9 protein-coding genes are annotated in these 11,444 nt (G+C 59.9%); 3 read left to right on the plus strand and 6 right to left on the minus strand.

What is annotated here, in order from left to right:
- The first annotated feature begins 178 nt into the window (after positions 1-178).
- From PHQ58_RS01625 to PHQ58_RS01635, 3 genes are read left to right on the plus strand one after another with little or no spacing between them, the layout of a single operon-like run.
- The gene (locus PHQ58_RS01625) at positions 179-490 is read left to right on the plus strand and encodes a type IIL restriction-modification enzyme MmeI (protein WP_367187265.1); all 312 of its coding nucleotides are present in this window, start codon (positions 179-181) and stop codon (positions 488-490) included.
- Positions 491-515: 25 nt separating this feature from the next.
- Positions 516-734: an addiction module protein gene (locus PHQ58_RS01630; RefSeq protein WP_300106088.1), complete on the plus strand. Its 219-nt coding sequence runs from the start codon at positions 516-518 to the stop codon at positions 732-734.
- The gene (locus PHQ58_RS01635) at positions 731-1,054 is read left to right on the plus strand and encodes a type II toxin-antitoxin system RelE/ParE family toxin (RefSeq protein ID WP_300106089.1); all 324 of its coding nucleotides are present in this window, start codon (positions 731-733) and stop codon (positions 1,052-1,054) included. The genes PHQ58_RS01630 and PHQ58_RS01635 overlap by 4 nt, the downstream gene beginning before the upstream one ends.
- 21 nt (positions 1,055-1,075) lie before the next feature.
- On the opposite strand, the gene PHQ58_RS01640 is transcribed toward PHQ58_RS01635, so the two are convergent.
- The 6 genes from PHQ58_RS01640 to PHQ58_RS01665 form a co-directional block, all read right to left on the minus strand.
- A complete protein-coding gene (locus PHQ58_RS01640; RefSeq protein ID WP_300106091.1) occupies positions 1,076-1,945 on the minus strand; it encodes an HDOD domain-containing protein in 870 nt (289 codons plus the stop codon).
- Positions 1,946-1,969: 24 nt separating this feature from the next.
- Positions 1,970-5,167 (minus strand): EAL domain-containing protein, encoded by a 3,198-nt coding sequence (locus PHQ58_RS01645; protein ID WP_300106093.1) that lies wholly within the window; start codon positions 5,165-5,167, stop codon positions 1,970-1,972.
- Positions 5,168-5,203: 36 nt separating this feature from the next.
- Positions 5,204-6,163, minus strand: coding sequence for an alpha-E domain-containing protein (locus tag PHQ58_RS01650; protein WP_300106095.1), 960 nt, complete (start codon positions 6,161-6,163; stop codon positions 5,204-5,206).
- A gap of 39 nt (positions 6,164-6,202) precedes the next feature.
- Positions 6,203-7,774 carry a circularly permuted type 2 ATP-grasp protein gene (locus tag PHQ58_RS01655; RefSeq protein ID WP_300106679.1) on the minus strand — a complete coding sequence of 524 codons (1,572 nt, stop codon included), beginning with the start codon at positions 7,772-7,774 and terminating at the stop codon, positions 6,203-6,205.
- A gap of 291 nt (positions 7,775-8,065) precedes the next feature.
- Positions 8,066-10,570 carry a DNA internalization-related competence protein ComEC/Rec2 gene (locus PHQ58_RS01660; protein WP_300106097.1) on the minus strand — a complete coding sequence of 835 codons (2,505 nt, stop codon included), beginning with the start codon at positions 10,568-10,570 and terminating at the stop codon, positions 8,066-8,068.
- Between the two features lie 33 nt (positions 10,571-10,603).
- Positions 10,604-11,440: an HDOD domain-containing protein gene (locus tag PHQ58_RS01665; protein WP_300106099.1), complete on the minus strand. Its 837-nt coding sequence runs from the start codon at positions 11,438-11,440 to the stop codon at positions 10,604-10,606.
- Between the last annotated feature and the right edge of the window lie 4 nt (positions 11,441-11,444).

Genomic DNA, 11,444 nt, shown 5'->3' on the forward strand with positions numbered 1-11,444 from the left:
TCTTTACCATCCGCTCCTACTTGGCAACCATGACCAAGCAGAAAAACAATCTGTTTGACTGTTTGGTCAGCGTGTTTAACCGCCAGATAATTCAGCCCAGCTTTGCTCGTTAAGCTGAGTAGTTACAGACTTTAAGCAAAATCAGCCTATAGACCAAGTAAATCAAGCGCAAGCAGCTATAGAAACCGCAGCACAAGCCGTGCTCGACGTGCGCGCCAAATTCCAGGCCACCGACGCCGCAGGCAAACAAGCTGCAACGCTGGCGGACTTGTACGACCCGCTCACCATGCCACCCGAGTTGCTCAAAGCGCATCAAAAACTCGACGCCGACGTCGACAAGGCCTATGAGGCCAGTGGCGGCAAAAAGGTCTACAAGAGCGACGCCGAGCGCGTCGCCTTCCTGTTTGAGCTGTACCAAAAACTCACCAGCCTGCTGCCCGCCGATAAGCAAAAGCAAAAGCTTAGTGCAAAATTAACGATGAACAAGTAAAGTGACCATTCAGCCAGGAGCCACCATGTCAAACACACAAGCACTTCAGCGACAAATAGCCCAGCTACCAGCGTTGGACCGCATTGCCTTGGTCGAAGATATCTTGCAGGGCTTGGACGCGCCCGACAAATCTCTTGATGCCTTATGGGCCAACGAGGCAGAAAGTCGGCTTGCGGCTTACAAGGCGGGACAAGCAAAGGCCGTACCGCTGTCTGAGGTAATGGCCAAATACCGCGTGTCATGAACTTCAGCCTGATACCTGACGCGCAGGCAGAGTTAGACGATGCTTTTCAGTGGTATGAAACTCAATCGGGTGGCTTGGGCGATCGTTTTTTGGGTGAGGTAGTTCACGCCTTTGAATTGATTCGGCAATTTCCCAGCGCTTGGCATCCCCTCAGCGCAAACACTCGCCGTTGTCGCTTGAAGCGATTCCCCTACGGCGTGATTTATGCTCAAGTTGGTGATGACATAGTGGTTGTCGGCATTGCGCATTTGCACCGTGAACCCAACTACTGGTCCGAGCGATTTAATTCAGATCATCCGCAGGGTGACTACCCTGATTGAAGTGCTTAACGCCCGCCTGGCTCACGCCACCACCACGCCCTCAAACGCCGGGTAAAGCGCGTCCACCCAGGCCTCTACTTCGGCCTCGCCCACTTGCAAAAAGGCCAGGCAGTCGGCCCCGTGGCGCTGCCACTCGCGCTGAATCTCCAGGCCTTCATGGTTGGCCACCAGGTGGTCGGCAATGGCGGCGATGGCCACCAGGTTGCGCACGTCTAGCTCGACGCCGGTGTCGCTCAACACCGCAAAATCATGGTGTAGCCGCACCGCATGTGATATCACCTGGGGCAGTCGCCAGGTGCGGGCCACGATGGCGCCCACAACGGCGTGGTCGGTGCGGTGGGCGGCGTTTTCAGTTTGAATGAAGCTTCGGTCTTGCCGGGCCATGGCTTCGACCAGCGTCCCGCTGTAGCCACGCAATCCTTGCAGCATCACCGGAATGCCGACATGAAAAAACAGGCCACAGGTTCGGGCCACTTCCACGTCGACGCCATACATTTGCCGGGCGATGTGCGCCATGGCCAGGCTACGCCTGGTGGATGACTCCCAAAAATGCTCGATCAGCGTGGGGTCGATGTGGATCGTGTTGCGCAGCAAAAAGCCGGTGAGCAAAGTTGCAGTGGGTTTCATGCCCAGCATCGAGATGGCTTGTGCGACAGAACTCACCGGCTCGCGGCGTGCATAGACGGGGCTGTTGGCAATGCGAATCAAGGCGGCTGTCATGGCCACGTCGCTGCCGGCAATGGCGGCCACCACTTGCGGATCGGGGTCGGCCTGACTCAGCTCGGTTTGCAGCTGCACCAGCAGTTGTGGGCAGGGTGGAATGACGATGTGCTTGACCGGACCGGCGTCGCGGGCGTAGTCAAGTTCACGGTTGATGGCTTGGGCTTTCATGCATGGGTCTCCTGCACCCTATTATCAGTACAAGCTTGGGGCCTCCAGCAAGCGTTGCTGGCCAGCCCAGGCTACCAGCGCCACCGGGTCCAGCGGCCGCGCAAAAAAGTACCCTTGCAGCTCCTCACAACCCAGTGTGGTCAATTGCTCGGCCTGGGCCAGCGTCTCTACCCCCTCAGCCACCAGCTGCAAGCCCAGCTCATGCGCGAGGGCAATGGTGGCGCGAACAATGGCCAAATCGGCCGGGTCATCAAGCATGTCGCGCACAAAAGATTGGTCGATCTTGAGCTTGTCAATGGGAAAGCGCTTCAAGTAGGCCAAGCTGGAATAGCCGGTGCCAAAGTCGTCAATCGACAGTTGAACCCCAAGGGCTTTGATGGCCGCAAGCGTGCCCGCTGCCGAACTTGAGTTTTGCATCAGGTGCGATTCGGTGATTTCGAACTCCAATTTGCCTGGGTCACAGCCGTTTTGCTCAATGCAGGTGTGCATCAAGTCCAGCAAGCCGGGGTCGGCCAACTGCAGGGCCGACAAGTTGATGGCCATGGCCCAGTGACCCAAACCCGCATCGCGCCAGGCCGCCCACTGCGCACACGCCTGCTGCAGCACCCAGGTGCCAATCGGTTTAATGAGCCCTGTTTCTTCTGCCACCGGTATAAATTGCGCGGGCGACACCTGCCCCAGCTCCGGGCTGTGCCAGCGCAGCAAGGCCTCCACACCGACCATCTGGCGGGTTTTGGCGTCTATCTTGGGCTGGTAGTGCAGCGAGAATTCCTGGCGTTCCAATGCCAGCTTGAGGTTCCGCTCCAGCGTTTGACGTTGTTGCAGTGCCTGGTCAATAGATGGGTCAAACAGGCAGGCAGCGTCACGTCCGGTGGCCTTGGCGGTGTACATGGCGGAATCAGCGCGGCGCATCAGTTCGTCGCGGTCAGCGCCGTCTTGTGGGTAAGTGGCCACGCCCACGCTGCACGACACATTGAGCGCATGGCCCTGCACCTGATGGGCCTGGCGAATCAGCGGGATGATGCGCTGCTCGGCATGCTGATGGGCCTGCGCGGCATCTTTGAGGCCGCGCAGAATCACCACAAATTCATCGCCGCCCAAACGGCTGACAAAGTCACCACTGCGCACGGCCTGCTGCAATCGTTTGGCCACTGAGCGCAACAACCCGTCGCCTATGTGGTGCCCCAGCGTGTCATTGATGAGCTTGAAGCGGTCCAGGTCAATGAACAGCACCGCAATGCATTCGCCGGTGCGGCGTGCCTGAGCCAGGGCGGCATCCAGCGTATCGATGCACAAGGAGCGGTTGGGCAACTCGGTTAACACATCATGGTGGGCCAGGAACTGCACCCGGTCTTCGGCTTTTTTACGGTCCGTGATGTCGATGCAAATGCCAATGTAGTGCGACACGGTTTCTTGCCGTGCGGCGTCTCGCACCGCTGAAATCATCAACAGGGCCGGATAGGTATGGCCGCTGCGTGTGGTCAGCCGCACCTCACCCTGCCATTCATTGCGCCGCTGGATGGCCGCGGCAATCTCTTGTCCGATGGCAGATCCGCTGACCTCGGGCGAGCCAGCCAGCAGACTTGACAGCTGCTCGCCAAGCACCTCATAAAAATCATACGAGGTGGCCTTGCAAAACGCCTGGTTAACGCTGAGGATCTTTTGCTGGGCGTCCATGATGATGATGCCCTCGCTGGAGGCCTCAAACACCTTGGCCCACAACTGCAAGCGCTGCTCCATGAGCTTGAGCACATTGATGGGCGTGAAACTGGTCAGCACCGCGTCAACCCCCTGAAACCGGATGCGCCGAGCCGACAACACCGCCCAGGACGGCTCGGCGCCGCGCAGCCAACGCACCTCGAACTCGTCCACCCGGTCATGGTCTGCCAGGTGCTGAAAAAATCGCGCACGCACACCTGGCTCCAGACCGCGCACCCAGGGGTCGACCGTGCACCCGGCCAGCCAGGGTTTGGCCGGCTCATTGGCGTGCAACACCTGGTGGTCGGGGATGGAGGTGACCACCATGGCAATCGGCATGGCTTCTACCAGCTCGGTTTGCGCTTGCGCCGCGCGAGCACTGGCAGCCAGTTCTTGCTGCACCACCCGGTCATGGTCCAACTGGCCCAGCATGCCATTGAATGCCGTGACCAAGTGGCCAATTTCATCCTGGCTGCTCCAGCGTGCGCGTAAGGCGTAGTTGCTGCTCTGGCGCACTTTTTCGGCAACACTTGCAAGCTGCTTGAGCGGCCGGGAAATCTGGCGGGCCACAACGTACACCAGTCCCAAAATGGCCAGCAGCAGCAAAAGCGCCGTGCCCAAATGCAGCCACATGCGTGCAAACAAGCCATCTGCCCGCGCCTTCAGGAGCATGTCAAGCGCCTGCGAGGTCTGGCCCCACGCATTGGCCAATGCCTGCAGGCTTTGGCGATGCTGGGTATCAAAAGCCGCAGCATCCGCCCCGGCATGTTGCTGTGCAGCGTCGCGGACCAGCTTCAACATGTCGTTCAAGCGCACCGTCAGCACATTTTCATTCGCGCTCAGGCTTGCCCGCAGTGCGGGAGCGCCTGCGGTGTAGGCCTGCAGGTAATCTGCGCTGATGCCTTGGCGGATGGCATCCAAGCGGCCCGCCAAGATCAGCAGACTGGTGGCCTGTAAACCCGCATCTACTGGTTTGCCGTGCGCACCGTGCATGGCAGCCGCAGTCTCATCGATGACTTCAAGCAGCTCCGGAAAGCGCAGCGCCACCAAAGACATGCAGTAATAACTGTCCAGATCAGGGTCAAGAATCAGATTGGACTGGTTGGCCACTGTTGTCAACAGGCTGCGCGCGTCGCTGATGAGCTGGCTGCGACCAGCCACCGTCACTGCGTTCGAATCAGCAAACCGTTGCCAAGACCGCAGCAGACCGGCAGACGCCTCAGCCGTCTTCAGGTCGGCATCATGGGCCTCGCGTTGGCTGTCAAACCTGGCCAAAGCCAGCCGGGTTTGTTCAACCGGATGCGGCCAGTCAATCAGGCTGGGCAGCAGCATGTCGCGCACGCTGTCGCTGTAAGCGGTGCCAACAATTTCCTTGCGGGTGAAGTCTATGGCGAGGTATTTTTCGTGGATCAAAATACCTGAAATGAAGATGACAGTGGTCAAATCCAGCAGATAAATCAGCGTGAGCTTGCGGCTCACACTCAAACCACCAAGCCAGGATACAAGAGGACCGAAAAATTTCATCCGCTTGGTTGCCAGACTTGCCGATATCGCGCGAACTTAAACCGGCACGGGCACCAAAAAGTCTCGGCTGATGTGGGCACCCAAATCGTTCACGCGGTCCAGAAACTGCGTCAGGTAGGCATGCAAACCTGTTGCCAAAATCTCATCGATGCGGCCATATTGCAGCTCGGCGCGCAGCTTGCCGGCGCGGCGCTGGGTCTCGCCTGACTGGTCGTTGGCGATCATCTTCAAATTACCCACCACTTCGTTCAGGCTGGCGTGCAGGCTGCGCGGCATGTCGGGGCGAAGAATCAGCAACTCGGCCACGCGCTCGGGCCGAATCACATCGCGGTAAACCTTGCGGTACACCTCAAAGCCGCTGACGCTGCGCAAAATCGCGCTCCAGTGGTAGAAGTCGTACTCTTGTTCCTTACCGTTGGCGGTGCCGTAAAAGTCTTTGTCTACCGCATGAAACTTCACATCCACCAGGCGGGCGGTGTTGTCAGCACGCTCCAGAAAAGTGCCCAAGCGCATGAAGTAAAGCGACTCGTCCATCAGCATGGTGCCCACGGTGACACCGCGCGAGAGGTGCGAGCGGAACTTGACCCATTCAAAAAACTGCGACGGATCAGCCTCAAAGTCGCCCTGCTTGATCATGCGCTTGACTTCAAGCCAGGTCTGGTTTTGGGTTTCCCAAACCTCGGTGGTGAGGGTACCGCGCACAGCACGGGCGTTTTCACGGGCAGCGCTCAGGCAAGAGACGATGCTGGACGGGTTTTCTTCGTCTTTGACCATGAAGTCCATCACTTCTTTGGCCTGAATATCGTCGTGCTTTTCTTTGTAAAGGGGCAGCAACTCACTGATGGACAGCAAGCCTTGCCAGCCAGCGCGCGCCAGCGCCTCGGACTGGGGCAGCAGCGAGCTTTGGTAATTGACATCCAGCAGACGTGCGGTGTTTTCGGCACGCTCGGTGTAGCGACTCATCCAGAAGAGGTGATCGGCGGTTCTTGAAAGCATAAGGTTCTCCGGAATTTTTTTGACTGGGCCTGTGACTGGCTATGACTGCGTCTGTGACTGCGCCTTGGGTGCAGCAGGCTCAATCCGATCAGCCTCTTCGGCGGCGGCCGCTTCTGCCGCTGCGGCCAGTTCGACTCGCGCCACGGCTGCGGCATCGTCTTCCAGAATCCAGGTGTCTTTTGTACCGCCACCCTGTGACGAGTTGACGACAAGTGAGCCCTCTTTCAGCGCGACGCGGGTCAGGCCGCCCGGCACCATTTGCACAGTCTTGCCTGACAACACATACGGGCGCAGGTCGATGTGGCGCGGGGCAATGCCGCTTTCCACAAACGTGGGGCAGCTTGACAGGCTCAAGGTGGGCTGTGCAATGTAGCCACTCGGGTTGGCCAGCACGGCTTTCTTAAAGTCTTCGACCTCGGCTTTGGTGGCAGCTGGCCCCACCAGCATGCCGTAGCCGCCAGCGCCATGCACCTCTTTGACCACCAGGTCTTTCATGTTGGCAATGACGTAAGACAACTCGTCCTTGTTGCGGCACATGTAGGTCGGCACGTTGTTCAAAATGGGTTTTTCACCCAGATAAAACTCGATCATTTTGGGCACGTAGGGGTAGATCGACTTGTCGTCTGCCACACCGGTGCCGACACCGTTGCAAATGTTGATGTGACCCGCCTTGTACACATCAAGCAGCCCGGCGCAGCCCAGTGTGGAGCCAGGGCGAAACACCTTGGGGTCCAAAAAGTCGTCATCCACCCGGCGGTAGATCACATCCACCCGCTGCGGGCCGCGCGTGGTACGCATGTAGCAGAAGTTGTCCTTGACAAACAGGTCTTGCCCTTCGACCAATTCAACGCCCATTTGCTGGGCCAGAAAGGCGTGCTCAAAGTAAGCGCTGTTGTACATGCCGGGTGTCAGCACCACCACGGTTGGCTCGGCGGTGGTGGCCGGACTGCTTTGGCGCAGAGTTTCAAGCAACAAGTCGGGGTAATGCGCAATGGGCGCGACGCGGTGGGCTGAAAAAAGGTCGGGGAACAGCCGCATCATCATCTTGCGGTCTTCCAGCATGTAACTCACTCCGGAAGGTACACGCAGGTTGTCTTCCAGCACGTAGTACTCGCCGTTGCCCTTGGCATCCGGAGCGCGCACGATGTCAATGCCAGAGATTTGTGAATACACGTTGTTGGGCAGGTCAATGCCCATCATTTGTGGGCGGAACTGGGCGTTTTGCTCGATCTGCTCGCGCGGAATCAAGCCCGCCTTGAGAATTTCCTGGTCGTGGTAGATGTCATGCAGAAAGCGGTTCAGGGCGGTGACACGTTGTGTCAGCCCAAGCTCCATGCTGCGCCACTCGTTGGCCGGGATGATGCGGGGGATCAAGTCGAACGGAATCAGGCGCTCAGTGCCGGCGCCATCTTCGTCCTTTTCGCCGTACACCGCAAAGGTGATGCCGACGCGGCGAAAGATCATTTCGGCTTCTTCACGGCGCTTGGCCATCATGTTGCCGGGCTGGCGCGCCAGCCATTCGTCGTAAATTTTGTAATGGTCCCGAATTTGCGCCCCGTGAGTAAAGAACTCGTAGGGCAACTTGGTGTACATCTCGTCGAATTTCTGCATCATTTTTTACTCCTGAATACAGCATAGCAAGCTTTGGGCCATGTTTGACGCGTAACAGTGGGTGTCACGAGGGTGCGTCAAGCTTATTACGCAATACCTTGCGCTAACCCCAGCGAAAATCCATCAGTTCTTTCGCGGCCTTGTATTCTTGCTGTCACCCCCCCTATCCCCCAATCCATTTCGCCCACCCACCGGACAGGAAAGGGCTTGGATAGGGTGGGGGCCGATTGTTTGAATTTGGAAGCTTGACTTAGGAAGTCTGCCCCGGAACCCTGACCCTGGACCCAGACTTCAAGGCACCAGGTGATGCCAATACCGCCGATCCAGTTCCCGCTGACATCGCATGCTGTCTGGCCGCCACGATTGCCAGCCAGCCGCACCACAACGGGGCGAATCAATCACCGTGATGTGGCGCTCGGCATAACGCACCAAAACAGGGCTAGCCGGATGCCCAAAGCGGTTTCTGTAACCGGCTTGCACCAGCGCAAAGCGGGGTTGCACCGCGTCCAGAAACACCGCGCTGCTGGAAGTCTTGCTGCCATGGTGCGGCATCAGCAACACATCAGCACGCAAAAGCCCAGCATTGCTCAAGCCTGAGCCTGAGTCCGCACCTTTGCCAGCATCAGCCGTGTCTGCACCAGCGCCAACCGCAGCCCCTGCCGCTGCCCGCGCCACCAACTGCGCCTCTTGCGCCTGCTCGATATCCCCTGCCAGCAGCACCGTTTGTGTGCCATTGCTGATGCGCAGGGTGCAGCTCATGGCGTTGGTCTTGCGCTTGTCGTCGTAATCAGAGGCTTGTGGGTGCAACACCTCAAACGTCACGCCGTCCCAACGCCAGCGCTGCCCCAATTGGCAGCGTTGTGCTGGTCGCAGGCTTTGCAGCGAATGCTCCAGCTCAATTGAACTCAGCAGCGTGGCTTGGGGCTGCATCATCAGCACGGCTTGCGCACCACCGGAGTGGTCGCTGTCGCGGTGGCTCAGCACCAGTATGTCAAGCGGCACATCCAGCGCACGCAACAGCGGCACCAGCACGCGGTAGCCGGCATCACTTTCACGGCTGAAACGCGGGCCGGCGTCATACAGCAGCGTGTGGTTTGCGGTACGCAGCAGCACGGCGTTGCCCTGGCCAATGTCGGCTGCCAGCAACTCAAATTGGCCCAAGGGCGGCCGCGGTGCTTGCCACAACAACACCGGCAGCAGCAGCGGGACACCCATCAAACGCCAGCGCCAAGGCCAAGGCAGGGCCAGCAACACACCACCCAACACCCCAGCCACACCGGCCCACACGGGCGCTTGTGCTGTCGACACGGTGGCCCACGGCCAAGCCGCCAGCCAAGCCAAAAGACCACCCAACACATCAATGGCCCAAGCCGCCACGCCCCACAACGCGGGCCACACAGCGCCCAACATGGCCAGCGGCGTTACAGCCAAGGTTACCCACGGAATCGCCACGGCATTGGCCAGCAAACCAACCAGCGAAACCTGGCCAAACAGCAGCAGCGTCAAAGGTGTCAGCGACAGCGTGATCACCCATTGCTCCCGCCATATTGCAACAAATCGACCTCTAGCCCCCGCACTGTTTGCGCGAGCAGCTTCTGAGTCTGTAGCAAACAAGACACCCACCGCAACAAAGCTCAGCCAGAACCCGGCTTGCAGCAGCGCCCAGGGGTCCGCCAGTACCACCACGGCACAGGCCAGCAGCCAGACCTGCGGCCATGGCCAGCGCTGGCCGAGCAAACGTAAGGCCCCCACGGCGGCCAACATCAACACCGTGCGCTGCGCCGGCACGCCCCAGCCGCTGAACAAGGCATAGGCTGCGGCCAGCAAAATACCACCGCCCAAGGCGGCGCTGGGGGCACTCACCCGCAGGCACAGCCAGCTTGAGCGGCGCCACAACCAGCCCACCCATGCCACAGCCAGCCAGGCAAACATGGTCACGTGCAGGCCTGAAATACTCATGAGGTGGGCCACGCCGGTGGCCCTGAAGATATCCCAGTCGGCGCGGTCGATGGCGGCTTGGTCGCCCACCACGAGTGCAGCGATCAGGCCAGCAGCTTTTGGCTCAGTGACATGCTCAAAAATGCGCTCTCGCAACTGGCCGCGAGCCCATTCCACCGGGTGCTGCCAACTGCTTCCCAAGTGCTCGGGCACAGGGTCTTTGACGCCGGCGCGCACATAGCCGGTAGCTTGCACGCCCTGCTCCCACTGCCACAACTCGTAGTCAAACCCGTGCGGGTTAATCGCGCCATGCGGTGCTTTCAGGCGCACCGTGAATTGCCAGCGGTCCCCGGCCTGCAGCGCTGCGGGCGCACGCTGCAGCTCACCCAGCAACTCCCCCGGGCCGTCGCCCCGGGCAAACACGCCGCTGTACCAGGCCAGTTCAAGCCGCTTGGGCAAGCGCACCGCTTGGGAGTCCAGCAGCACGGTGTCCACATCAAAACGAAAGCGCAGCCCGCTTTCATTGCGCTGCGGCATGGCGGCCACCACACCACTGATGGCGATGTCGCGCCCCTCCAGCGCCGGCGCCAGTGCTTGCCCCATGAAAACACTGGCACGCAGGCCAGTCAACCCGAAGGCCAGCACAGCAAAGGCCATGACAAGTGCACCAAAGCGAAGGGGACGCGATATTCTTTTAATAGCTGCTAGCGCAATACCCATAAGGGCTAGAGCCACAAATAGCATATAAATTGAGCCCGACGACAACTCAGCCTGGCCAATTTGCACCATCGACCCCAGCAACACCCCCAGCAACACCGGCGTCAGGGTGCCTGGGCGCATCGCATGGCCAGATGTCATTGCGTTGATGGCATCAGGTGACGGATTGGCAGGCTATCTGGCGGCCAGGTCAGCAAAGGTCTGGCCGGGCACTTGACGGGTCCAGTCCAGCGGGTCTTGTTGCAGCACCATGTCAATGTCAAGGCCCAGCACCTCCCCCACCAGCGACGGAAAAGTCACCGCCAGCGCATTCGGTGGCAAGCCAGCCTGGCGGGCGCGGGCACGCCAGATGGCCAAATGCAGCACGCCAGCCAGCGGCTCATAGGCGTCGTTGTCAAACGGGGCATGCGCAAAATTCAGGGCATCCGTGATGACCTGCGGCAAATGCCATTGCGCGCTCAAACCGGCACTGACCTGGGTGTAGCAAAAGCCAAAAATCTGGCGCTCGGCCCGCGCGCGCTTGAGTTCCAGCGGCCCGCACTGGGCATCCAGCGCCACCACCTGTGGCATCACCGCGCGCATGGTCAGCTCGCCCATGGCATGAATCAAACCCAGGGTGTAAGCCGCTTGCTGGTTGAGTCGCAACAGCCCCGCCAGCGAACGCGCCATGCGGGCCGCATCCACACTGCAGGCCCAGAATTTGGCCAGCGGCAAACCCGGCACTGTCTTGAACGAGGCTTGGGCCGCCGCCTGGCTGACCATGGACTGCACTTGGCCCAGCCGCAGCACGGCAAGCGCCTCGGCCACGCTGTGAATTTGCCCAGGCAGCTTGAAAAAGGGGGCGTTGGCGGCTTGCAACAGGCGCAAGCCCAGGGCCGGGTCGGTGCACAGCAGCTGGTCAATGCGGCGCAAATCGGGCTGCGTTGCACCCAGCTCGGTCAGCAGCAGCGCCACCACGCGGGGCACGCTGGGCATGACAAAACGCTGGGTCAACAGGGCAGCCAGTTCCATGGCG

It is taken from the genome of Rhodoferax sp. (genome assembly GCF_028688795.1).
Classification (GTDB): domain Bacteria; phylum Pseudomonadota; class Gammaproteobacteria; order Burkholderiales; family Burkholderiaceae_C; genus Rhodoferax.

What these genes read in the sequence shown, in the direction of transcription:
- PHQ58_RS01635 (WP_300106089.1), top strand. Translation starts at nt 731, where the DNA reads ATGAACTTCAGCCTGATACCTGACGCGCAGGCAGAGTTAGACGATGCT.
- PHQ58_RS01645 (WP_300106093.1), bottom strand. Translation starts at nt 5,167, where the DNA reads ATGAAATTTTTCGGTCCTCTTGTATCCTGGCTTGGTGGTTTGAGTGTG.
- PHQ58_RS01650 (WP_300106095.1), bottom strand. Translation starts at nt 6,163, where the DNA reads ATGCTTTCAAGAACCGCCGATCACCTCTTCTGGATGAGTCGCTACACC.
- PHQ58_RS01660 (WP_300106097.1), bottom strand. Translation starts at nt 10,570, where the DNA reads ATGACATCTGGCCATGCGATGCGCCCAGGCACCCTGACGCCGGTGTTG.
- PHQ58_RS01665 (WP_300106099.1), bottom strand. Translation starts at nt 11,440, where the DNA reads ATGGAACTGGCTGCCCTGTTGACCCAGCGTTTTGTCATGCCCAGCGTG.
- PHQ58_RS01640 (WP_300106091.1), bottom strand. Translation starts at nt 1,945, where the DNA reads ATGAAAGCCCAAGCCATCAACCGTGAACTTGACTACGCCCGCGACGCC.
- PHQ58_RS01655 (WP_300106679.1), bottom strand. Translation starts at nt 7,774, where the DNA reads ATGCAGAAATTCGACGAGATGTACACCAAGTTGCCCTACGAGTTCTTT.
- PHQ58_RS01630 (WP_300106088.1), top strand. Translation starts at nt 516, where the DNA reads ATGTCAAACACACAAGCACTTCAGCGACAAATAGCCCAGCTACCAGCG.